Origin of the sequence: Devosia sp. Root635, from assembly GCF_001427605.1 — a bacterium.
Taxonomy (GTDB): domain Bacteria; phylum Pseudomonadota; class Alphaproteobacteria; order Rhizobiales; family Devosiaceae; genus Devosia.
This window is the reverse complement of sequence record NZ_LMGZ01000003.1, coordinates 1-22,820: the sequence shown is the minus strand read 5'-3', so window position 1 is coordinate 22,820 and position 22,820 is coordinate 1. Positions and strand designations below refer to the sequence as shown.

Annotated in this window: 25 protein-coding genes; 16 read left to right on the top strand and 9 right to left on the bottom strand. The window is 64.9% G+C overall.

The genetic code is table 11. The features are described from left to right. Nucleotides 1-29: 29 nt before the first annotated feature. The 6 genes from ASD80_RS02795 to pobA all read right to left on the bottom strand — a co-directional run bounded on the left by ASD80_RS02795 (nt 30) and on the right by pobA (nt 5,059). Entirely contained in the window at nt 30-821 is a 792-nt protein-coding gene (locus tag ASD80_RS02795; RefSeq protein ID WP_056228653.1) for a transporter substrate-binding domain-containing protein, read from the bottom strand. A 47-nt stretch (nt 822-868) separates the two neighbouring features. Next, the gene (locus tag ASD80_RS02790; protein WP_056228649.1) at nt 869-1,597 is read right to left on the bottom strand and encodes an amino acid ABC transporter ATP-binding protein; all 729 of its coding nucleotides are present in this window, start codon (nt 1,595-1,597) and stop codon (nt 869-871) included. Further along, on the bottom strand, nt 1,581-2,234 hold the full coding sequence (locus ASD80_RS02785) for an amino acid ABC transporter permease (protein WP_056228646.1): 654 nt from the start codon (nt 2,232-2,234) through the stop codon (nt 1,581-1,583). The genes ASD80_RS02790 and ASD80_RS02785 overlap by 17 nt, the downstream gene beginning before the upstream one ends. 9 nt (nt 2,235-2,243) lie before the next feature. Beyond that, the gene (locus tag ASD80_RS02780; protein WP_056228644.1) at nt 2,244-2,927 is read right to left on the bottom strand and encodes an amino acid ABC transporter permease; all 684 of its coding nucleotides are present in this window, start codon (nt 2,925-2,927) and stop codon (nt 2,244-2,246) included. Nucleotides 2,928-2,969: 42 nt separating this feature from the next. Further along, entirely contained in the window at nt 2,970-3,731 is a 762-nt protein-coding gene (locus tag ASD80_RS02775) for a GntR family transcriptional regulator (RefSeq protein WP_082555009.1), read from the bottom strand. A gap of 170 nt (nt 3,732-3,901) precedes the next feature. Beyond that, the gene (pobA, locus tag ASD80_RS02770) at nt 3,902-5,059 is read right to left on the bottom strand and encodes a 4-hydroxybenzoate 3-monooxygenase (protein WP_056228641.1); all 1,158 of its coding nucleotides are present in this window, start codon (nt 5,057-5,059) and stop codon (nt 3,902-3,904) included. A 71-nt stretch (nt 5,060-5,130) separates the two neighbouring features. Between pobA and ASD80_RS02765 the strand changes: the two genes are divergently transcribed. Continuing rightward, the gene (locus tag ASD80_RS02765) at nt 5,131-5,973 is read left to right on the top strand and encodes a helix-turn-helix domain-containing protein (protein ID WP_244488923.1); all 843 of its coding nucleotides are present in this window, start codon (nt 5,131-5,133) and stop codon (nt 5,971-5,973) included. Nucleotides 5,974-6,100: 127 nt separating this feature from the next. Here ASD80_RS02765 and pcaQ read toward each other — a convergent pair whose 3' ends face one another. Then, complete coding sequence (gene pcaQ, locus ASD80_RS02760; RefSeq protein ID WP_244488922.1) at nt 6,101-7,021, bottom strand: pca operon transcription factor PcaQ; 921 nt, start codon at nt 7,019-7,021, stop codon at nt 6,101-6,103. A gap of 385 nt (nt 7,022-7,406) precedes the next feature. Here pcaQ and pcaD point away from each other — a divergent pair, with 385 nt between their 5' ends. From pcaD to ASD80_RS02695, 13 genes are all read left to right on the top strand, one after another. Beyond that, a complete protein-coding gene (pcaD, locus tag ASD80_RS02755; protein WP_056228635.1) occupies nt 7,407-8,198 on the top strand; it encodes a 3-oxoadipate enol-lactonase in 792 nt (263 codons plus the stop codon). Continuing rightward, entirely contained in the window at nt 8,191-8,577 is a 387-nt protein-coding gene (gene pcaC, locus ASD80_RS02750) for a 4-carboxymuconolactone decarboxylase (RefSeq protein ID WP_056228633.1), read from the top strand. The genes pcaD and pcaC overlap by 8 nt, the downstream gene beginning before the upstream one ends. Further along, nucleotides 8,574-9,320, top strand: a complete 747-nt coding sequence (gene pcaH, locus ASD80_RS02745) for a protocatechuate 3,4-dioxygenase subunit beta (RefSeq protein WP_056228631.1) — start codon at nt 8,574-8,576, stop codon at nt 9,318-9,320. Before pcaC ends, pcaH begins: the two co-directional genes overlap by 4 nt. Next, the gene (pcaG, locus tag ASD80_RS02740) at nt 9,320-9,940 is read left to right on the top strand and encodes a protocatechuate 3,4-dioxygenase subunit alpha (RefSeq protein ID WP_056228628.1); all 621 of its coding nucleotides are present in this window, start codon (nt 9,320-9,322) and stop codon (nt 9,938-9,940) included. Before pcaH ends, pcaG begins: the two co-directional genes overlap by 1 nt. A 108-nt stretch (nt 9,941-10,048) precedes the next feature. Next, entirely contained in the window at nt 10,049-11,080 is a 1,032-nt protein-coding gene (locus ASD80_RS02735; RefSeq protein ID WP_056228626.1) for a 3-carboxy-cis,cis-muconate cycloisomerase, read from the top strand. A gap of 131 nt (nt 11,081-11,211) precedes the next feature. Then, a complete protein-coding gene (locus tag ASD80_RS02730) occupies nt 11,212-11,934 on the top strand; it encodes a 3-oxoacid CoA-transferase subunit A (RefSeq protein WP_056228624.1) in 723 nt (240 codons plus the stop codon). After that, nucleotides 11,931-12,605: a 3-oxoacid CoA-transferase subunit B gene (locus ASD80_RS02725; RefSeq protein WP_056228621.1), complete on the top strand. Its 675-nt coding sequence runs from the start codon at nt 11,931-11,933 to the stop codon at nt 12,603-12,605. The genes ASD80_RS02730 and ASD80_RS02725 overlap by 4 nt, the downstream gene beginning before the upstream one ends. After that, nucleotides 12,605-13,807 carry a 3-oxoadipyl-CoA thiolase gene (gene pcaF / locus ASD80_RS02720; RefSeq protein WP_056228619.1) on the top strand — a complete coding sequence of 401 codons (1,203 nt, stop codon included), beginning with the start codon at nt 12,605-12,607 and terminating at the stop codon, nt 13,805-13,807. Before ASD80_RS02725 ends, pcaF begins: the two co-directional genes overlap by 1 nt. Before the next feature lie 277 nt (nt 13,808-14,084). Beyond that, nucleotides 14,085-15,263 carry an ABC transporter substrate-binding protein gene (locus ASD80_RS02715; RefSeq protein ID WP_056228616.1) on the top strand — a complete coding sequence of 393 codons (1,179 nt, stop codon included), beginning with the start codon at nt 14,085-14,087 and terminating at the stop codon, nt 15,261-15,263. A 207-nt stretch (nt 15,264-15,470) separates the two neighbouring features. Next, on the top strand, nt 15,471-16,334 hold the full coding sequence (locus ASD80_RS02710; RefSeq protein ID WP_056228613.1) for a branched-chain amino acid ABC transporter permease: 864 nt from the start codon (nt 15,471-15,473) through the stop codon (nt 16,332-16,334). Nucleotides 16,335-16,344: 10 nt separating this feature from the next. Next, nucleotides 16,345-17,328 (top strand): branched-chain amino acid ABC transporter permease, encoded by a 984-nt coding sequence (locus tag ASD80_RS02705; protein ID WP_156460297.1) that lies wholly within the window; start codon nt 16,345-16,347, stop codon nt 17,326-17,328. Beyond that, complete coding sequence (locus ASD80_RS02700; protein ID WP_056228872.1) at nt 17,328-18,086, top strand: ABC transporter ATP-binding protein; 759 nt, start codon at nt 17,328-17,330, stop codon at nt 18,084-18,086. Before ASD80_RS02705 ends, ASD80_RS02700 begins: the two co-directional genes overlap by 1 nt. Then, entirely contained in the window at nt 18,079-18,792 is a 714-nt protein-coding gene (locus ASD80_RS02695; RefSeq protein ID WP_056228869.1) for an ABC transporter ATP-binding protein, read from the top strand. The genes ASD80_RS02700 and ASD80_RS02695 overlap by 8 nt, the downstream gene beginning before the upstream one ends. 217 nt (nt 18,793-19,009) lie before the next feature. Here the strand turns inward: ASD80_RS02695 and ASD80_RS02690 are convergent, their stop codons facing one another. Both ASD80_RS02690 and ASD80_RS02685 read right to left on the bottom strand, forming a co-directional pair. Further along, on the bottom strand, nt 19,010-20,134 hold the full coding sequence (locus tag ASD80_RS02690; protein WP_056228866.1) for a 5-methyltetrahydropteroyltriglutamate--homocysteine S-methyltransferase: 1,125 nt from the start codon (nt 20,132-20,134) through the stop codon (nt 19,010-19,012). 112 nt (nt 20,135-20,246) lie between these two features. Continuing rightward, entirely contained in the window at nt 20,247-21,167 is a 921-nt protein-coding gene (locus ASD80_RS02685; protein WP_056228611.1) for a hypothetical protein, read from the bottom strand. A gap of 235 nt (nt 21,168-21,402) precedes the next feature. On the opposite strand from ASD80_RS02685, the gene ASD80_RS02680 reads away from it, so the two are divergent. Together ASD80_RS02680 and ASD80_RS02675 are read left to right on the top strand one after the other, a co-directional pair. Beyond that, nucleotides 21,403-22,368 carry a VOC family protein gene (locus ASD80_RS02680; RefSeq protein ID WP_056228608.1) on the top strand — a complete coding sequence of 322 codons (966 nt, stop codon included), beginning with the start codon at nt 21,403-21,405 and terminating at the stop codon, nt 22,366-22,368. A 22-nt stretch (nt 22,369-22,390) separates the two neighbouring features. After that, on the top strand, nt 22,391-22,820 hold a 430-nt coding region (locus ASD80_RS02675), incomplete at its 3' end, for a PIG-L deacetylase family protein (RefSeq protein ID WP_162247303.1).

The following is a 22,820-nucleotide window of genomic DNA, read 5'->3' as shown; positions in this document are numbered from 1 at the left end:
ATGCGCCGCGACCGCCGGGATTTCGGCCCTTAGTGGACGCGGTCGACCAGGTCGGCCGGCAGCTCGCGTCCGTGGAAGCTCTCGAACAGCTTGGGCAGCGTGCCGTCGGCGAAGTTTTTCTTCACCCAGTCATTGAGCCAGGCCAGCAGTTCCGGCTGGCCCTTGGGCAGGGCAATGCCCAGGTCGAGCGACTGCTGCACGAAGCTGACCTCCAGCGGATCGTCGGCCCGCCGCTCGTTGATAGCGGCAAGCACCGCGCCCTGGGTGGAGACGATGTCGAGCTGCTTGGAAGCGAGCGCCGTGATCAGCGTGGCATCGTCCTCGAAGCGAACCTGCTCGGCATTCGGGGAATGTTCGGTGATGAGCGTATCGTTGACCGTGGCGCGGGTCACCCCGACGCGCTGGCCTTCCAGCGATTCATAGCCGGTAATGCCATAGCGTTCCGGCGCGCCGACGATGATGTCGAGCGTCGAATAGGGCACCGTGAAGTCGATCACTTCCTGGCGTTGCGGCGTGATGGCAAGGTTCCCCACCAGGATATCGGCCGTTCCGGCCTGGATGGTCGGCACGCGTGCCGCATTGGCGATTTCGACGAATTCGATCTCGACGCCCAGATCCTTGGCGATCAGGCGCGAAATCTCGACATCCGAGCCGGTGAGATTGAGATTGGCGTCGACAAAGGCGAAGAGCGGCACGCCCGGCACCACGGCGATGCGGATTTTTCCAGCCGCCTGGATTTCGGCGAGTGACGCGGCCGAAGCCGGCGCCGCCGCCACGATGATTGCCGCGGCCGCCAAGCCGAGCAGGGTTCTGCGTTTCATTTGAGTCCTCCTCCGTAAATGCCGCCCTTCGGGGCGGTTCTCTGCTTTCAGAGCTCGTTCGCCAGAAAGTCCTGCAGTTCCGGCGTTTGTGGGTTGGTGAGGATGTCGGCCGAGCCGCTTTCCCAGACCGTCCCCATATGCATGTAGATGACGCGGTCGGCGGCGCGGCGGGCGAAGCCCATCTCGTGGGTAACCACGATCATGGTCATGCCGCCCTTGGCCAAGGTCTCCATCACCCGCAGCACTTCGCCGGTGAGATGGGGGTCGAGCGCCGAGGTGACCTCGTCGAACAGCATGACCCGCGGCGACATGGCCAGCGAGCGGGCGATGGCGACACGCTGCTGCTGTCCACCTGAAAGCTGCTCGGGATAGGCGTCGATCTTTTCTTCCAGCCCCACCTGAGCCAGCTTTTCGAGCGCCAGCGCCCGACCGGCGGCGCGGGTGATATGCTTCACCCGGCGCGGTGCCAGCATGATGTTTTCCGCGATGGTGAGGTGGGGGAACAGGTTGTAGCTCTGGAACACGATGCCCACGTCCTGGCGCAGGGCACGCAGGTCGAGCTTGGCATCGTTGACCTGCCGCTCACAGACCTCGATCACACCGGACTGGACCTTTTCCAGCCGGTTGATGCAGCGCAGCGCGGTGCTCTTGCCCGAGCCGGAGCGGCCGATAATGGCCACCACTTCCCCCGGCGCGACCTCGAAGGAAACGCCCTTCAGCACCTCGACGGCACCAAAGCTTTTGTGGACGTCTTCGAGCTTAACGGCGACCGACATTCAACTTCCTCTCGAGGATGCGGCTCCACAGCGACAGCGGGTAGCAGAGCGCGAAATACATGACCCCGGCGATGCCGAAGATCGCGAAGGGCTGAAAGATGGTGTTGTTGATGACCTGGGCGGCCCGCGTCAGCTCGACAAAGCCGATCACCGAAACCAGCGACGTGCTCTTGAGCACCTGCACCAGGAACCCGACCGTAGGCGGCGTGGCGATGCGGATGGCTTGCGGCAGCACCACGTCGCGCAGCACCTGCCAGCGGGTGAGCGCCAGGCATTCGGCCGCTTCGGTCTGCGTGCGCGGCACCGCCTCGACCGAGCCGCGCCAGATTTCGCCGAGGAAGGCGCTGCAATAGATCATCAGCGCCAGGCCGGCAGCCACTAGCGGGGGCATGCTGACCCCGAGAATGCCAAGGCCGAAATAGACGATGAACAGGATGATGAGCAGGGGAACGCCCTGCACCACCTGGATATAGACATTGGCGATGCGGCGGACCGCTTCGATGCGCGAGATGCGCGCCAGCATGACGAGGAACCCGCCCAGGCCGCCGAACACGAAGGCCAGCAGCGACAGCAGTACCGTCCAGCCCATGCCCTGGAACAGGTAGATCAGGTAGTTGAGGTTGAATCCGGTTGGCATGCTCGTTCCTCACAAAACCGTGCCGAGGCGCCGGCGGCGCGGGAACAGGACCTGGCCCAGCCCCCAGAATCCGGCTTTGAGCAGCAGAGTCAGCAGCAGGTAGAGCAGCCCGACGATCAGGTAGGTCTCCATCGAGCGGAAGGTGACCGACTGGATGTTATTGGCCGCGCCGGTCAGCTCCTCGGCCGAGACCTGCGAGGTCACCGAACTCATCAGCATCATCAGCGTGAACTGGCTGGTGAGCGATGGATAGACGCGCTCCAGCGCCGGTTTGAGGATGATGTCGCGGTAGATTTGGAAGCGCGACAGCCCCAGCGACTCGGCCGCCTCGATCTGGCTCGGATGCACCGACTCGATGCCCGCGCGCACGATTTCGGTGGAATAGGCGCCCACATTGATCACCATGGCCAGCACCGCCGCCACGAAGATCGGCATGCGCAGGCCCAGCGAGGCGAGCCCGAAGAACAGGAAGAAGATCTGGATGAGGAAGGGCGTGTTGCGCACCACTTCGACATAGATCCCGGCGACGAGACGGAGCCAGCCGACGTGGCTGCCGCGAGCAATGGCGCCGACAATGCCGATCACCAGCCCCAGCGCGGTGGCGTAGAGGGTGAATTGGAGTGTCGTCAGCGCTCCAGCCAGGAATTGCGGCCAATAGGCGCCGAGGCTCGTGAAATCGAGCTGGTACGTCATGGCCGCATCCCCATCCCCATGAGGAGTTGTGCGGGCCGCCGGTCAGTCGCCATGGCCGCCTCCCGCGAAATAGTCGGGATTGACGTGGCGGATATCCTCGACGCTGGCGATCAGCGCGCCCAGATGCCCGTTCATATGCAGCGCGGCGCGATCGGGATCATGTGCCGCCACGGCATCGAGGATCGCCTGATGCTCTTCGATGACGCGCTGCATGCGGCCTTCCTGCGGCAGCGTCAGCCGGCGATAGCGGTCGACCTGGATTTTGACCTGCTGCACCAGCGCCCAGATGCCGGGATATCCGGCCATTTCGGCCAGCGTGGCGTGGAAATGTTCGTCGGCGGCGTGAAAGGCGGCCTGGTCGCCGGCGGCCTGGCTTTCGCGGAGCTGTTCGACAATGGCCTGCACCACCATGACCTGGCTGCGCGTCGCCCGCTCGGCCGCCAGCCGCGCCGACTTTTCCTCCAGCGCCATGCGGATCACCACGGCCTCGGACAGGCCGTGCTGGGGGATGCGGGCGACGAAGGTGCCCGAGCGCGGGAAGATATCCACCAGTCCCTCGTCGGCCAGCCGCAGGATGGCTTCGCGGACCGGCGTGCGGCTGACGCCATAGGCCTCGGTGATGGCCTTTTCGGCGAGCGGTTCGCCCGGCTTGCGCGCCAGCGAAACGATCTCGCTGCGCAGCCTTGCATGGATGGTCGAAGCCACGCTGGGTGCCCGGTTCGGCGCTGCGGGATTGCCCGAATTCGGCGCCAGCCGCCGGTTCAACGGGCGGCGTTCCGCACTGTCCTCTTCCGCGCTGCCCATCGTTCCGCCTTAACTGATATATCAAATATATGAGGCGGTGATATATCAAATATATGAGGGAGTCGAGTCCGGTGGGCGGCCGGTTTTTAAGCGCAGAAAAGCCTGTCGCTCCGGTGGCCAGAGGCCCCGGATTTCGGTGGGAGGGCGAAAAGCCCATTTATTTGAAATGCTTAGGTTGGCAGGCCGGTATAGTTTTCGGCGAGGCTTTGCTGCGCGGCGACCGAGCCGGCCAGATAGTCGAACTCGGCCCGCTGGATACGGCGGCCGAAGGCGCCGGTCTCGGGGAAAGTGTGGAGCAGGCTGGTCATCCACCAACTGAACCGCTCGGCTTTCCATATGCGCGACAAGACTTTAGCTGAATAGGCATCGATGCCGGCGACCGAATGCTCGCCAAAAAAATCGATGAGCGCATCGGCCAGGGCGGCGACGTCGCTCATGGCGAGGTTGAGGCCCTTGGCCCCGGTCGGCGGCACGATATGGGCCGCGTCGCCGGCCAAAAACAGGCGGCCGAAGCGCAGCGGTTCGGCGACAAAGCTGCGCAGGGGGGCGATGGATTTTTCGATGGAAGCCCCGGTTTGCAAGGCTTCTGCGGTGGCGGGGTTGAGCCGGATGCGGAGTTCGTCCCAGAAACGGCTGTCGGACCAGGCCTCCACCTTTTCGTCCGCCGGCACCTGCACGTAGTAGCGGCTGCGGGTGGGCGAGCGCTGCGAGCAGAGGGCAAAACCGCGCGCGTGATGGGCATAGATCAGCTCGTGGGCGACCGGTGGCCGATCGACCAGAACGCCAAGCCAGCCAAAGGGATAAACCCGCTCGAACGTGGTCAGCGCCGCGGCGGGAACGCTGCGCCGAGCCACCCCGTGATAGCCGTCGCAACCGGCAATAAAGGTACAGTCGATGCGATGCGTTAACCCGCCTTGACGATAGGTGACGAAGGGGTTGCCGTCGAAATCGTGCAATTCGACATCCTCGGCCTCGTAGATGGTGGTGGCCTGCCGCGCCACCATCAGGTCGCGCGTCACTTCGGTCTGGCCATAGACCATGACATGGCGGCCGATCAGCGCCGCGAAATCGATGCGCTGGCCGTCGCCATCGAAGCTGAGCTCAACCCCTTGATGAATAAGGCCTTCCTGGTGCATGCGCTGGCCCGCCTGCGCCCGGTCCATCAGGTCCATACTGCCCTGTTCGAGCACGCCGGCCCGGATGCGGCCCAGCACATAATCGGCACTTTTGCGCTCGAGAATGACGGCGTCGACACCCGCCAGTTCGAGCAGGCGGCCCAGCATCAGCCCGGCCGGACCGGCTCCCACAATGACAACCTGACTGCGCAATTGGTTCCCCTAACGTTAGCAGTAGCATGCGCAATAACGGCTTCGCGTGAATGGACAGGGGGTGCAATCTCTTGCACTATCCGAACATGAATGGCGTTCCGACATATGCGCTTTACGGGGAGGCGGACAGTACCCGCCCCTATGATTGGCTGCACTGGGAAACCATCCAGTCGCGCAGTCGCCTGCATGGCTATCGCATCGTTCCGCATCGGCATGAGCACTTCTTCCAAATCCTGAGCCTGACTGGCGGCTGGGCCTTCGTGACGCTGGATGGCGAACAGTTCGATCTCAAGCCTCCGGCCATCGTCGTGGTGCCGGCGCTGGCCGTGCATGGTTATGTGTTCAGCGACGATGTCGAGGGCGTGGTGGTGACGCTGATGGAGCGCGACGTGGCCGAGGGGCTCGAAGCGCCGCCGGCCGGCGTCATCACCAGCGGCACGGCCGAGGTCAACAGCGTGCTGGATGTGCTGCTGGCCGAAGCCGACCGGCCGGGCGGCTGGCATGATCTGGCGATGCGCGCCCATATCACCCTGCTGCAGGTGGCGCTGCATCGCGGCCGCAACCAGCCGGCGCCGCGCAACCCCAGCGCCGCCCGCGCCCGCTTCCATGCCACGGCCTTCCGCTGGCTGGTGGACCAGCGGTTCCGCGAGACGCGGCGCATTGCCGATTATGCCAAGGGTCTGGGGATCAGCCCGACCCACCTCAACCGCGTCTGCCGGCAGGAGCTGGGCATTTCGGCGCTGACCGTGATCGAGCGCCGCATCGCGCTGGAGGCGCGGCGGCAATTGCTGTTCTCCACGCTCACCATCAAGCAGATCGGCGCCGGGCTGGGCTACGAGGACCCGGCCTACTTTACCCGAGTGCTGAAGCGGGTGCTGGGGGTGACGCCGGCGGCGTTTCGGCGGCGGGAGTAGGGTGGTGCCCCTAAACTGGATCGTCACCCTCGGGCTTGACCCGAGGGCTCTGTACTTGCGGAGCGCTGGGTAAGTGAAGTGTCCTCGGGTCAAGCCCGAGGATGACGTTCAGTGGTGCGTGGCAAGATCACCCCACCCCGGCCGCCACGTCGCGGACCGACTGGATCAGGCTGCTGGCGGCCAGGCTTGGCGCGGTGTCGGTGCGGGTGGTGAAGCCGACCGGGCCGGTGGTTTCGCTGGTATCGACGGGCAGCAGGGCCAACTGGCCCTCGGCGACATCATTGGCCACCACGCCTTCCGAGATGATCCACACCGCGTCGGTCTGACTTATATAGGCGCGGCCGAAAGCGTCGGAAACGGTTTCCACCTCGTCGCGCAGATCGGTGATGCCATGGGTCAGCAGCATGCGATCGACCAGCCGGCGGATCAGCGAACTGGGCGTCGGCATCAGCGTCTGGTGGCGCTCGATCATGGTGAGGTTGAAATGGCGCTCGCCCAGCAGCGGGTGCCCTGGCCGGACGGCCATCACCACACGCTCGGAATAGAGATGTTCGAAGGAAAGGCCCGCCATGGCGTCGGGCTCGGCCATGCGGCCGATGACGAAATCGACGTCCCCGGTGCGCAGCAGGGTCAGGAGGTAATCGTTGGGGCCGGTGGTGATGCGGGTATGGATGCCGGGGCTGCGGGCGGTGAAACCCGCGACCGCGCCGGGCAGGATGCGCGCCGAAACGGTGGGCAGGGCGCCGACCCGGATGGTGACCGCCTCATGGGCGCCCCGCGCCACGTCGAGCCCCTGCCGCAGGGCGGCCAGGCTGGTCGAGGCATAGCGATGGAAGGTTTCGCCAAAGGGGGTGAGAAAGAGGTTGCGCTTGCTGCGATCGAACAGGCTGCCGCCAAGCAGATGTTCGAGTTCCTGAATGGTCTTGGACACCGCGGGCTGGCTGACATGCAGCGCCTCGGCGGCATTGACCACACTGTTGAGCCGCGCCACTTCGAGAAAGCAGGTGAGGTGCCGCAGCTTGATGCGGGGATCGATGCGCTGGGGCAATTTGGGGGCTCCGGTTATGTTTCGTTGTCGTCGGCACCGACCCGGACGCATGAGGCCGGGCTGACCCTCTCCCCTCGTGGGAGAGGGTGGAAATCCGCGTTCAGCGGATTTCCGGGTGAGGGGACAGCGCTATCCCATGCGTCAATGCTTATGGAAAACGCAGTGCCCCCTCATCCGCCCTTCGGGCACCTTCTCCCACAAGGGGAGAAGGGGAAACGCGAAAATCCAAGGTTAACAGGCCTTTCGCAAGGAAGTGAGATATCGAAGCCGATCAGTTTCCATATGCTATCGTTCACTTGTATCATAATCTACAGGTTATAATTCTCCCCGCACTCGTCATTTTACTTGCCCGCCGCCGGCGTCTTATATCGGCCGGGGAGGCGAAATGGATTTCACTCGCATCAATGGCGTGCTGCTGCATTACCGGCTGGCGGGGCCTGATGGGGCGCCGGTATTGGCGCTGGCCAATTCGCTCGGCACCGATGCCCGCATCTGGGGTGGTGTCATCGCGCGCCTGTCCACCCATTACCGCGTCCTGTCCTACGACAAGCGCGGCCACGGCTTGAGCGACACGCCGCCGGGCGACTATACGTTGGACGATCATGTCGACGACCTCACGGGCCTGCTCGATCATCTCGGTATCGACCGGCTGGCGCTGGCCGGGGTTTCGGTGGGCGGGCTCATCGCCCAGGGCTTTGCCCTGCGCGCGCCTGAGCGGCTGGCGGCTCTGGTGCTGTGCGACACGGCCCCGAAAGTGGGCGACGCCGCCGGCTGGAATGCCCGTATCGACACGGTGCGCAAGGACGGGCTGGGCGCCATTGCCGACATGGTGATGGAGCGCTGGTTCAGCCCCGGCTTCCAGCAGCGCGCCGATGAACTGGCCGGCTGGCGCAACCTGTTCCTGCGCAGCGATGCCCAAGGCTATGCCGCCACCTGCGCCACCTTGCGCGACGCCGATCTCACCGGGCAGATTGCCGCGATCACCACGCCGACGCTGGTCGTGGCGGGCGAAGCCGATCGCTCGACTCCGGTGGATCTGGTGCGGACCTGTGCCGATGCCATTGCCGGCGCGCGCTTCGAAATCCTGGCGGGCGTCGGCCATATTCCATCCATCGAGCGGCCGGCCGAGCTGGCGGCGCTGATCCACGGCTTCCTCAAGGAGAATGCCCATGGCTGAACCTACGCGCTTCGAAGCGGGCATGGCGACGCGCCGGTCGGTGCTCGGCAATGCGCATGTCGATGCCGCCACCGCGCGCAAGACGCCGTTCGACGACGATTTCCAGACCTTCATCACCGAAGGGGCCTGGGGCTCGGTCTGGTCGCGGCCGGGGCTCACGCAGCGCGAGCGCTCGATGATCACCATCGCGCTGCTGGCGGCGCTGGGGCATGATGAGGAAGTGGCCATGCATGTGCGGGCCACGATCAATACCGGCTGTTCGCCGGACGATATCAAGGAAGCCCTGCTGCATGTGGCGGTCTATGCCGGGGTGCCGGCAGCCAACAGGGCCTTCAGAATTGCCAGGGAAGAACTGGCCAAGCGGGAGACGGGACAATGAGCGGCATAATTCTACCGGGGGCCGATGGGGCGCTCTATCCGCGCAATCGCGACTGGCACCCGCCGGCCAATACGCCGGGCTACAAAAGCACGACATTTCGTGCGCCCAAGCACGCCTTGCTGTCGCTGGGCGGCACCGCCTCGGAGCTGACCGGGCCGACCTTCGGCCATTCCAGCCTCAACCCGCTCGATAATGACCTGATCCGCAATTACAGCCAGGATGGCAGCGAAGCCATCGGCCAGCGGCTGATCGTCTACGGCCAGGTGCTCGACGAGAATGCGCGGCCGGTGCCCGAGACGCTGGTCGAATTCTGGCAGGCCAATGCCGGCGGCCGCTATCGCCACCGCAAGGAGGCCTATCTCGCCCCGCTCGACCCCAATTTCGGCGGTTGCGGCCGGGCGGTCACCGACGAGAACGGGTTCTATTCGTTCCGCACCGTCAAGCCGGGCGCCTATCCCTGGCCCAATGGCGGCAATGACTGGCGGCCGGCCCATATCCACTTCTCGGTCTTCGGCCATGCCTTCGCGCAACGGCTGATCACGCAGATGTATTTCGAAGGCGACCCAATGATCTGGCAATGCCCCATCGTCGGCTCCATCGCCGACAAGTCGGCCATCGACCAGCTCATCGCCCGGCTCGACCGCCACAATACCACGCCCATGGATGCGCTGGCCTATCGCTTCGATATCGTGCTGCGCGGCCGCCGTTCGACCATGTTCGAGAACAAGCTGGAGGGGAACTGATGCTGCATCCGGTTCCGACACTGAAAGAGACGCCGTCGCAGACGGCTGGCCCCTATGTCCATATCGGGCTGACGCCCAATTTCGCCGAAATCAGGGGCGTCTATGACGCCGATCCGGGCAGCACCATGCTGACCGAGGACACCAAAGGCGAGCGCATCATCATCTCGGGCCGCATCATCGATGGTTCGGGCGCGGTGGTGAATGACGCGCTGCTCGAACTCTGGCAGGCCGATGCCGACGGCTCCTATGTGGCGCCGATGGGGCCGAACTCCAATTCGGCGCCGGCCTTTACCGGCTGGGGCCGCCAGCCGACCAATGGCGAGGGCGTGTTCAGCTTCGAGACCATCAAGCCCGGCCCGGTGCCCGGCCCCGACGGCAGGCCGATGGCGCCGCATGTGAACCTGTGGATCGTGGCGCGCGGCATCAATATCGGGCTGCAGACACGGCTCTATTTCGACGACGAGGCCGAGGCCAATGGCAAGGATTTCGTGCTCAACAAGATCATGGACCCGCGCCGGAGGCTGACGCTGATTGCGCGGAAGGAAGATGGGGCCGTGCCGCGCTATGTGCTCGATATTCACCTGCAGGGCGACAAGGAGACGGTGTTTTTCGATATGTGAGGGGGCGGCGCTGGATCGTGCTGGTTTCCACCAACGCGCGGTGGGTGTGAGTGAACCAGGCACAAAGCCAGCCTTTTGCCCCATCTCAAACCTCTGTAGCATATCCCCATGAACCCGCTGCTCTCCGCCCTTGCCGGCGATGCCGAAATCGACGCGCTGCTGTCCGACGATGCGCAACTGACCGCCATGCTGGCCGTCGAGCGAGCGCTGGCCTCGGCAAGCGCCGATGTGGGTTGGATCACCAATGATGCTGCCGACTCCATCGGCAATGCCATTGCCGGCTTCGTGCCCGACCGGGCCGACCTCGCCGCCGGCATGGCGCAGGATGGCGTCGTGGTGCCGGCGCTGGTGCGGCAATTGCGGGCCGCGGTGGCCGAGCCGCATCGCGCCGCCCTGCACAAGGGCGCCACCAGCCAGGATGTGATCGATACGGCTCTCATGCTGCAACTGGCCCGCGTCTTCGACGTCTACGAGACCCGGCTCGCCGCCTTGCTGGAGCGATTGGATGCGCTGGGCGTGGATGCCGGCCCCCGCCCGCTGCTGGCCCATACCCGCATGCAGGCGGCCCTGCCAACGACATGGGCGGCCAAGATCGAGAGCTGGCGCGCGCCGCTGCGGCGGCACCTGGGCGCGCTGGCGGCGATGCGCCGCATGCTGCTGGTGGTGCAACTGGGCGGGCCGGTGGGCGATCGCGGAAGTTTCGCGGGACATGGCGACTCCATCGCCTCGGCCATGGCCCGCCGGCTCGACCTGGGCCTGGCCGAGCCCTGGCAGGCGACGCGCGACCCCATCGTGGGTTTGGGTAACCTGCTGGCGCTGATCAGCGGCGCGCTGGGCAAGCTGGGCGCCGATGTGGCGCTGCTGGCGCAAAGCGAGGTCGGCGCGCTGCGGCTCGAGGGGGCAGGGGGATCCTCGGCCATGGCGCACAAGGCCAACCCGGTCAATGCCGAGATACTGGTGGCTTTGGCGCGGTCGAATGCCGGGCTGTCGGGCATTCTGGGGCAGGCCATGGTGCATGAATATGAGCGCTCCGGCGCCGCCTGGACCCTGGAATGGCTCACCCTGCCGCCGATGCTGGTAACCACCGGCGCCAGTCTGCGGCTGGGCGTGCGGCTGGTGGAGCAGATTCACCTGGTTTAGCGGAAGGATCGCCGCCAGCGGCGTCGTTCCGGGCGATATGCGAACAAATGCAACATATCGCACAAATTGGCTTGCGAGCCGGCCGCGCCAATGCGTAGGTCGCTGCAGTATTCACCGGGGAACGTGCGCCCATGGACAAGACGGTCGCCGATCTTGCTGCCGCGGTAGCGGGCATCGAGGATGGCATGGTGCTGATGATCGGCGGCTTCGGCGGCGCGGGCGCCCCGATCGAGCTGATCCATGCGCTGATCGACCGTTTCAAGGCCACCGGCAGTCCGAAGAACCTGACCGTGGTCAACAACAATGCCGGCAATGGCCGCATCGGCATTGCCGCCATGATCGATGCCGGCATGGTGGCGAAAATGATCTGCTCGTTCCCGCGCTCGGCCGATCCGCGCGCCTTTACCGAGAAATACCTGGCCGGCGAGATTGCGCTGGAAGTCGTGCCGCAGGGCACGTTGGCCGAGCGTATCCGCGCTGGCGGGGCTGGCATCCCGGCTTTCTATACGCCCACCAGCTTCGGCACCGACCTCGCCAAGGGCAAGCCGGTGGCCGAGTTCGAGGGGCGGCCCTATGTGCAGGAGCGCTGGCTCAAGGCCGATGTGGCGCTGCTCAAGGCGGAGCTGGCCGACACGCAGGGGAACCTCACCTATCGCAAGGCGGCGCGCAATTTCTCGCCGCTGATGGCGGCCGCCGCCGCGGTGACGGTGGTGCAGGCGACAAAAGTGGTCGAGCCCGGCGGCATCGACCCCGAAGCGGTGATTACCCCCGGCATCTTCGTCACCCGCGTCGTGGAAGTAGCAGATGCGCGCCAGGAAGAAGCGCTGATGCGCGAAGGGGCGGCCTACGCATGACCGAAAAACTGTCCAATGCCCAGATCGCCTGGCGCGCCGCGCAGGACATCGAGGACGAGGCCTATGTAAACTTGGGCATCGGCTTCCCCGAAATGGTGGCAAAATTCCAGCCGCCGGGGCGCCAGGCCATTTTCCACACCGAGAACGGTATCCTCAATTTCGGTGAATCCCCGGCCGCGGGCGAGGAGGACTGGGACCTGATCAATGCCGGCAAGAAGGCGGTGACGCTGAAGCCCGGCGCGGCTTTTTTCAACCATGCCGACAGCTTCGCCATGGTGCGCGGCGGTCATCTGGATGTGGCGATCCTGGGGGCCTATGAAGTCGCCGAGAATGGCGACCTGGCCAATTGGTCGACCGGTCCCAAGGGCATACCCGCGGTCGGTGGGGCGATGGACCTGGTGCATGGCGCCAAGCGCGTCGCCGTCATCACCGACCATGTGACCAAGGACGGGCGACCAAAGCTGGTCAAGCATTGCACCCTGCCGCTGACCGGATTGGCCTGCGTGACCCGCGTCTATACCAGCCTCGCCGTCATCGACATCGAAGGCGGCCGTTTCGTGCTGCGCGAAAAGCTGCCCGGCCTGAGTCTCGAGCAATTGCAGGCGGTGACCGGGGCGGAACTGGTGATTGCCGGCACTGTCGCCGATCTCGTGGCGCCGGAGGTGTCATGATGGCCGATGCCTATATCTGCGACTATATCCGCACCCCCATCGGCCGCTTCGGCGGCGCGCTGTCTGCCGTGCGTCCGGACGATCTGGGCGCCATCCCGCTGATGGCGCTGGCGGCCCGCAATGGCCGGCTCGACTGGGACGCGGTCGACGACGTGATCTTCGGCAATGCCAACCAGGCCGGCGAGGACAATCGCAATGTGGCGCGTATGAGCCTGCTGCTGGCGGGCCTGCCGGTCACTGTCACCGGCACCACCATAAACCGGCTCTGCGGCTCCGGCATGGATGCGGTGCTGACTGCCGCGCGAGCCATCAAGGCCGGCGAGGCCGACCTGGTGATCGCTGGCGGCACGGAATCAATGAGCCGCGCGCCCTTCGTCTTGCCCAAGGCCGGCACGGCTTTTTCGCGCAATGCCGAGATTTACGACACCACCATCGGCTGGCGCTTCGTCAATCCGCTGATGCAGCAGCTGCACGGCACCGATTCCATGCCCGAGACCGGCGAGAACGTGGCGCAGGAATTCGGCGTGAGCCGCGAAGCGCAGGACGCTTTCGCGGTGCGCAGCCAGGAAAAGGCCGTGGCCGCGCAGCAGAATGGGCGGCTGGGCAAGGAAATCACCCCGGTCACCATTCCGCAGAAGAAGGGCGATCCGGTCGTGGTGACCGTGGACGAGCATCCGCGCGCCGGTACCACCATCGAAACGCTCGGCAAGCTGCGGGCGCTGTTCCCCAATGGCACGGTGACGGCGGGCAATGCCTCGGGCGTCAATGATGGCGCTGCGGCGCTCATCATTGCCTCCGAAGCGGCGGTGAAACGTCATGGCCTGACGCCCATTGCCCGCATCCTGGGCGGCGCCACTGCCGGCGTGCCGCCGCGCATCATGGGCATGGGCCCGGCACCGGCAACCAAAAAGCTCTGCGCCCGGCTGGGTCTCACCCCGGCTGATTTCGACGTGATCGAACTCAACGAGGCCTTTGCCAGCCAGGGCATCGCCGTCTTGCGCGACCTGGGCATCCCCGAGGATGCCGCGCATGTGAACATCAATGGCGGCGCCATTGCGCTCGGGCATCCGCTCGGCATGAGCGGCGCCCGCATCGCCGGTTCGGCGGCGCTGGAACTGTCGCTGGGCGGTGGGAAGCGGGCGCTGGCCACCATGTGCATCGGCGTCGGCCAGGGCATCGCCGTGGCTCTCGAACGCGTGTAGCAGGGAGGGGATGAGCATCAGCCTACGCGATGTCAGCCCCGGCGCGGGCCGGAATGACACCGCGAAAGAGGAGGAACCGAGCGGTGGACGACCGCCCAGGCAGCGGGTCGTGGCCCGCCTCAAGCGTCCAGTCGTTTCAAAGGCTTGGCGCGCCAAGCAGACCCCAGCTTTTTCTTGGCGAAGCTGGGCATCGTGTATACAGTTCATCGTTGCGATGGCGCCACAGAGGTCAAAACCCCGGCGCCATTTCGTCAAAAAAATCTATCGGGAGGAATTCATGTTGAAAAGAACAGCAGTGGCTGCAGTGCTCGGGCTTGGCTTGACCCTGTCGGCCGGCGCCATGGCGCAGGAAACCATCAAGATCGGCGTCATCCTGCCCTATTCGGGGCCCTTCGCCGATGCCGCCAACCAGCTCCAGGCCGGTATCGATCTCTATATCGCCGAGCATGGCGACGAGGTTGCCGGCCGCAAGATCGAACTCATCAAGCGCGATACCGGTGGTCCGGCTCCCGACGTTGCCCGGCGCCTGGCGCAGGAACTGGTGGTACGTGACAATGTCGATATTCTCGCCGGTTTCGCGCTGACGCCCGAGGCTCTCGGCGCTGCCGAAATCGCCACCGAAGCGCAGAAGCTGATGGTGGTGATGAACGCCGCCACCTCCGTCGTCACCGAACAGTCGCCCTATATCGTGCGGACCTCGGTCACCATCCCGCAGCTCAACTACTCGTTCGGCAAGTGGGCCTATGAGCAGGGCATCCGCGAAGCCTATACGCTGGTCGCCGACTATGGCCCCGGCATCGACGCCGAGGCGTCCTTCGCCAAGGGCTTCACCGAAATGGGCGGCACCATTGTCGGCGCCGACCGCACGCCGGTCGCCAACCCCGACTTCTCGGCCTATGTGCAGCGTGTCGCCGATGCTTCGCCCGAAGCTGTATACATTTTCGTGCCCGGCGGCGCCCAGCCTGCGGCTATCGGCAAGGCCTTGGTCGATCGTGGCCTGGCTCCGCCCGATATCAAGGTGCTCGGCCAGGGTGAACTGACCCACCCCGAGGCGCTCGAAAGCATGGGCGAGACCGCCCGCGGCATCATCACCACCTTCCACTACACGCTGGAACGCGACGATCCGCTGAACAAGGCCTATGTCGAGGGCTATACCGCCGCCAATAACGGCCGCGAGCCCGACCTGTTCTCCATCGGCGGCTATGATGGCATGCACCTCATCTATGAGGCGCTCAAGGCCACCAATGGCGATACCAATGGCGACGCCCTGGTCGAAGCCGCCAAGGGCATGGCCTGGGACAGCCCGCGCGGCCCGATGTCGATCGATCCGGAAACCCGTGACGTGATCCAGACCGTCTATATCCGCGAAATCCAGGAAGTGGATGGCGAGCTGCAGAACGTGATCGTGCAGGAGATTCCCGATGTGAAGGACCCGCTGCACGGCGCTGCGAAGTAAAGGACGCTGATGCCCCAGTCGTCTCCCTCCCCCTTGCGGGGAGGGATCAAGGGTGGGGGGTGTTTGGCCCGGATATCGGGGCCAGCCGCACCCCCACCCCAACCCTCCCCGCAAGGGGGAGGGAGTCCTGCGGCGTTTGTGGCGGCATGGTGCGACCCAGGCAATCAATTTGACCAAGATGCAGCGTGATCCACTAGGACCAATTCCATGATCAGCCAGATCGTCATCGTGCTGTTCGACGGCTTCGCCTTCGGCATGCTGTTGTTCCTGCTGTCGGTGGGCCTGTCGGTCACGCTGGGCATGATGAACTTCATCAACCTGGCCCACGGCGCTTTCGGCATGTTCGGCGGCTATGTCGCCGTCACCGTGATGCGCCAGCTCGGCCTGCCATTCCTCGCTGCATTGCCATTGGCCTTCATCGCCATGGCCCTGCTCAGCGTGCTCATCGAGCGCAGCCTGTTTCGCCGGCTCTACAAGGCGGGCGAGCTGAACCAGGTGCTGTTCACCATCGGCGTGGTCTTCGTCGCCGCCGCAGCCGCCACCTTCATTTTCGGCACCGTGCAGCAGGTCATCATCCTGCCCGACTGGCTGCGCGGCTCGGTTGAATTCGGCGGCGTACGCTTCGGCATCTATCGCGCCTTCATCATCCTGGTGGCGCTCATCATCACCGCCTTGCTGGTCTTCGGGCTGGAGCGCACAAGGCTGGGCGCGCAAATCCGCGCTGCCGTGGACAACCAGCGCATGGCCCAGGGCCTCGGCCTTGATGTCGAGCGCGTCTTTGCCATCACCTTTGCCTTGGGCTGCGGCCTGGCGGGCCTGGGCGGTGCGCTGGCGGTGGAAATCATCGGGCTCTCGCCCTCCTTCGGCTTCCAGATGCTGGTCTATGTGCTGATCGTGGTGTCGGTGGGCGGGCTGGGCTCGATCACCGGCTCCTTCGTCGGCGCCGCCCTGCTCGGCATCGGCGACGTGGCCGGCAAGTATTTCTGGCCCGAAATCGGCAGCTTCCTCATCTACCTGCTGCTGGTGGCCATCCTGCTGGTGCGGCCGCTCGGCCTGTTCGGCAAGCGCTAGGGAGAGGGCCATGACCGATAGTATCGCTCCCATCGAATCGCGTGACTGGCTGCGCCGCCGCAGCCGCTGGTCGCCTTTCGAAATCCTGTTCTGGCTGGCGGCTTTGCTGCCCTTCATCCTGTTTCCCACCTATCTGCCGCTGGCCAGCCAGATCGCCATTGCCGCGCTGTTCGCCATCTCGGTCGACCTGATCCTGGGCTACGCCGGCATCGTGACGCTCGGCCATGCCATGTTCTTCGGGCTGGGCGCCTATTTCGCCGGCATCATCAGCGTGCGTGGCTGGGGCGAGCCGGTTTCCGGCCTGCTGATGGCGGGCCTGTTTGCCGGCATCATCGGCTATATCGTCAGCTTCCTCATCACCCGCGTCCAGCACCTGGCGCTGCTCATGGTGACGCTCGGCCTCGGCCTGCTGACCTATGAACTGGCCAATGCCCTGCATGACCTGACCGGCGGCACCGACGGGTTGCGCGGCATCCGCACCTGGCCGATCTTCGGCCAGTTCAAGTTCGACCTGTGGGGTTATACCGGCTATGCCTACACCCTTGCCCTGCTCTTCCTGTGTTTCCTCCTGAGCCGCCGCCTGGTCAATTCCAGCTTCGGGCTGGCCTTGCGCGGCATCCGCGAAAACGTCAAGCGCATGCCGGCCATCGGCGCGGACCACAAGGGACACCTGCGGCTGGTCTATGCCATCTCGGCCGCCATTGCGGGCCTCGCCGGCGGGCTTATGGCGCAGACCACCAATACGGTGGCGCTGGATTCCCTCAGCTTCGAGCGCTCCGCCGACGTGGTGGTCATGCTCATCCTGGGCGGCACCGGTCGGCTCTATGGCGCGATCCTGGGCACTATCATCTTCCTCGTGGCGCGCGACCAGTTGGCCGGCATCAATCCGCAATACTGGTATTTCGGCATTGGCCTGCTGCTCATGGTCGTCGTGCTGTTCATGCCCACGGGCATTCTGGGCTTCCTCGCCCGTATCGTCGACAGGCGCAAATGATGGCGGACGAAGACATCGTATTGCGCGCCGAGGCGCTCCGGAAGAATTTCGGCAAGCTCGAAGTGACGCGCGACGTGGCCATCAGCCTGCCGCGCGGCGCCCGCCACGCGCTGATCGGCCCCAATGGCGCCGGCAAGACCACGCTGATCAACCTGCTGACCGGGCAGCTCAAGCCCGATGCCGGGCGTATCGAACTCGAAGGCGGCGATATCACCGGGCTGGCGCCTGCCCATCGCGTGCGGCGTGGCCTCAGCCGCACCTTCCAGATCAATACGCTGTTTCCCGATCTCACCCCCATCGAGGCGGTGGCGCTGGCGGTGATGGAGCGCGAGCGGACGGCCGGCCAGTTCTGGAAGCGGCTCGCGGCCCATGGCGACGCCATCGAGGAGAGCTTCACCATTCTCGGCCAGCTCGGCCTCGCCGACGTGGCCACCCGCACCACGCGGACACTGCCTTATGGCCAGCAGCGGCTGCTCGAAATCGCGCTGGCTTTGGCGACGCGGCCGCGGGTGCTGCTGCTGGACGAGCCGGCGGCGGGCGTGCCCAAGGATGAAAGCGCGGCATTGTTCTCGGTGATCGCCGGGCTGCCATCGGATATCTCCGTGCTGTTCATCGAACACGACATGGATATCGTCTTCAAATTCGCTTCGCGCATCATCGTGCTGGTGGGTGGCGGCGTGCTGCTCGAAGCCGATCCCGAAACGGTGCGCAGCGATCCGCGCGTGCGCGAAGTCTATCTGGGGCATGGGCATGGCTGAAAAGCTGCTGGAATTCCGCGACGTCCGCTCCGGCTATGGCGAGGCCGTGGTGCTCGATGGCGTCTCCTTTGCGCTGCCGGCCAATGGGAGCCTGGCGCTGCTCGGCCGCAACGGCGTCGGCAAGAGCACATTGCTGCTCACCGCCATGGGCTTCGTCACCCTGGCCCGCGGCGCGATCCACTGGCGCGGCACCGATATTTCCCGGCTCGCCCCGCATAAAAGGGCCCGGCTCGGCCTCGGCTGGGTGGCGCAGGAGCGCGATATCTTCCCCTCTTTGTCGGTGGAGGAAAACCTCACCGTCATCGCCCGGCCCGGCCGCTGGACCCTCACCGCCATCTATGCGCTGTTCCCGCGCCTGGCCGAGCGGCGCGGCAATATGGGCAACCAGCTTTCCGGCGGCGAACAGCAGATGCTGGCCATCGCCCGCACCCTGATGACCAATCCTTCCGTATTGCTGCTCGATGAACCCTTCGAGGGCCTGGCCCCCATCATCGTCGAGGAGCTCACCGCCGCCGTGCGCCAGATGGCTGCCGACGAGGGCATTGCGCTGGTGCTGGTGGAGCAGCATGCCGAGGTGGCATTAGGCCTGACGCAGGAGGCCATCATCATCGAACGCGGCATGATCGCGCACCGCGCCAAGTCGGCGGATTTGCTGCGGGACGATGCGACGCTGGAGCGCTATCTGGGGCTGAAGCTGGGGGCTTAGGTTGCGCTGAACTCTCGGCTCCTGCCCACCCTCCCCCTTGAGGGGAGGGTAGCGCCGCTAGGCCCGCAGGGCCGTAGCAGAGCTGGGGAGGGGGTAGACTTATGGCCCGCTGACGGACCCCCGCCCTCGATCCCTCCCCTCAAGGGGGAGGGAGGCGCAGGAACCGGGTTCTCCCGGTCCGAGCCGCCCGCCATGAGGTCTCTGGTGTCCTTCTCGACTAAACCGAACCCCAGATCGCCTCGGCGGTTTTCACCACCAGTTCCAGCTTCCGCTTCTGGTCGTCGACGGTGATGGCATTGCCTTCCTCGGTGGACGAGAATCCGCATTGCGGCGCAATCCCCATCTGTTCGAGATCGGCATATTTGCCCGCTTCGTCGAACTTGCGGCGCAGGCTGTCGAGGCTTTCCGGTTCGCCGGTCTTGGTGGTGATGAAGCCGGGCATGACGCGCTTGCTGCCCTTGGGCAGCAGCCGCAGCGGATCGAGCCCGCCGGCGCGCTCGGTGTCGTATTCCATGAAATAGATATCGACGCCGGTCTTGTTGAACACGGCATCGGCCGCCGGGTCATAGGCGCCTTCGGCGATCCAGGTGGATTTGAAATTGCCCCGGCACATATGCATGCCGATGACCATGTCGTCCGGCCGGCCATCGATCGCGTCATGCATCATCTTGGCATATTGCTCGATCAGCCAGTCCGGATCGAGGCCCTGTGCCTGCTTCTCGGCGCGGATCTTGGGATCGCACAGATAGGCGAAGAAAATGTCGTCCATCTGCAGATAGCGGCAGCCGGCATCGTAGAAGCCCTGCACGGCCTTTTTGTAAGCCTTGGCCAGGTCGGCAAACAGCAGCTCGACATCGTCGTGATAGGGCTTGTGAGTGATATCGTCCTTGGCGACGCGGAAGTGGCAGCAGCTCGGGCCCGGAATCGAGATCTTGGGCATGACGCTGGTATTGGCGGCGACGAACTTGAAATGCTCGAGCATCGGGTGATCGGCGGGGAAATCCACCGGACCGGTAATGGTCGGGAAGATCGGCCGCGTATTGGCGCCCTTGAAATTGTGGCCGGTGGCGACGTCGCGCTCGACGAACTTGAAGCCGTCGAGCTCGGCCATGAAATCGTAATGCCAGAACGAGCGGCGGATTTCGCCGTCGGTCACCACCGGCAGGCCGACATCCTGCTGCAGCTTGATCGCCTCACGGATGGCGTCGTCCTCGACCGAAGCCAGCTCCTCGCGGGAAATGGCCTTTTCGTCGTGGAACTGGTGCCGCGCCTGCTTCACCGCCGAATTGCGCAGCAGGGAGCCGACATGGTCGGCGCGGAAAGGCGGGCGGGCAGCGGTCATCATAGTCTCCTGGAAAACGGCGCGATCTGTCTTCGTGTACACAGGCAAGACCCCGCTCGGCAAGTCTCGATGCCGTGCGGCCGTCCATCCGGTGCAAATGTATACGTCGCGCTCAGTTTGCGGCTAAAGCCGCCTCTTCCGCCGCGTGGCTTTTCATCCATGCGGCGGCGGTCTTGATGCCGCCCAGCGGGAACACATGAAGCTGGCTGATGAGGCTCTGCTTGTGGCGCGCCTTGTAGTCGGCGAAACCGGCGACCACCTCGGTCGGCTCATAGGGCACCAGCAGCTTGGTCAGGTCGCGCGCCCGCTTGTGCAGCACGCCGATCGACGGCCCGACCCCGCAGGACAGGGCGAACTGGATCAGCGTCTGCAGCTTGGCCGGCCCGGCAATGCCGGCATGGATGGGCAGGGTAACGCCCATATCGGCGATGCGCTCGGCCCAGTCGGTGACCGAGCGCGTATCGAAGGCGAACTGGGTGACGATGGCCATCTCCGCATCGGTGCGCGCGGCAAAATCCTGTTTGTAGAGCAGGGCGCTGTCGACATTGGCGGTGCCGCCGCCATGGTCGATATCGCGATTGCCTTCGGGATGGCCGGCCACATGCAGATGGGTGAAACCGTGATGGTCGAACAGCCCCGTCTCGATCATCTGCACCGAACTGTCGAAGGCGCCGACCGGCTCCGCATAGCCGCCGCCCAGCAGCAGCGCCTGGGTCACCCCGGCCTCGTCGCGATAGCGCTTGATCCACTCTTCCAGCATGGCGGCATCGGCGATGCCGCGCGCCGGGAAATGCGGCATCACCGGAAAGCCGTCCTCATGCAGCCGCCGCGCCGTCGTCACCATGTCCTCGATGGGGGTGCCGGCGATGTGGGCGATATAGACGCGCGTGCCCGGCGGCAGCAGGGCGCGGAAGTCCTCCACCTTGGCCGCGGTGCGGGGCATGACCTCGATGGACCAGCCGTCGGAGAGGTCGCCGACGCGCGACGGGGATGCTTGCACATTCGGATGCAGGTCGAAATTCAGCAGGCCCATACCGATCCTCCTCAGCTGCGATATGTATACATAACTAAGGCGAGTCGAATCAAGCGGAGTCGTAAAAAGGCCGATAATCAACAAATTGGCCTGCGAACAGCCGTTGCATCACCCTGACTGATATCGCATAGTGCATACACAACCGGCGCGACGATCCATGCCCTGAGACAGCGGAACACGCCGAAAAGGCGGGTCGCTGCATGGCGCGCGCGGGATGCAGAGGGAGGAGCTTGTCATGGCCGAACCGTGTTTCGATATCGCCCATCTTGGCCATATCGAGCTCTATACCGACCGGTTCGAGGAGAGCCTGGATTTCTTCACCCGCGTCTATGGGCTCACCGCCAGCCTGGTCGAGGATGGCGTGGCCTGGCTGCGCGCTTTCGACGATTACGAATTTCACACGCTCAAGCTGACCCGCCACCACACCACCGGCATCGGCCATGTCGGCTATCGCACGTCATCGCCCGAAGCGCTGGACCGGCGGGTCAAGGTGATCGAGGCCATGGGCTGCGCCATCGGCTGGGTCGATGGCGACGAGGGGCATGGCCGCGCCTTCCGCTTTACCGACCCCGACGGACACATTTTCGAGCTCTACTACGAGACCCGCGTCTACGAGGCGCCGCCCGCGGAACGCCCGGCGCTCAAGAATATCGCCCAGCGCTATCACGGCCGCGGCTGCTCGCCCCGCCGGCTCGATCACTTCAACCTGCTGGCCAAGGATGTGCGCGCCATCAAGGCCTTCATGACCGAGGCCCTGGGCAGCCGGGTCACCGAGGAAATCCAGCTCGACAATGGAAGGCTGGGCGGCTGCTGGTTCACCGTCAACAACAAGAGCTATGACGTCGCCTATTCGGAAGACCATACTGGCCAGACCGGCCGCTTCCACCACGTCACCTATGCGGTAGATCAGCGCGAGGACATATTGCGCGCCGCCGACATCTTCCTCGAAAACGGCGTCCATATCGAAACCGGCCCGCACAAGCACGCCATCCAGGGCACGTTCTTTCTTTACGTCTGGGAGCCGGCGGGCAATCGTGTCGAACTGGCCAATGCCGGGGCGCGGCTGATCCTGCGGCCCGACTGGCCGACCGTGACCTGGACCGAAACCGAGCGGAAGCGTGGCCAGGCCTGGGGCCTCAAGACCATCGAGACCTTCCATACGCATGGCACGCCGCCGGTTCCGCCCAAGAGCCACGTATAATATCCGCAGGGGACCAACGACCATGACCAGCAAGACCGCCCTTATCGTCAGCGCCCATTCGGCCGATTTCGTGTGGCGCTGTGGTGGCGCCATCGCCCTGCATGCTGCCAAGGGGTACGACGTCACCGTCGTCTGCCTGTCCTATGGCGAGCGTGGGGAAAGCGCAAAACTCTGGAAGAAGCCGGGCATGACACTCGACACGGTCAAGACCGAGCGCCGGCGCGAAGCCGAGAATGCCGCCAAGGCGCTCGATGTGCATGACATCCAGTTCTTCGATCTGGGCGATTATCCGCTGGAAATGACGCGCGAGGCCAAGGACCGGCTGGTGGACGTCATGCGGGCCACCCAGCCCAGCTTCATGATGACCCATTCCAAATACGACCCCTACAATACCGACCACATGTATGTGTCGCAGTGGACGCTCGAATGCCGGGCCATCGCCCAGGCCTGGG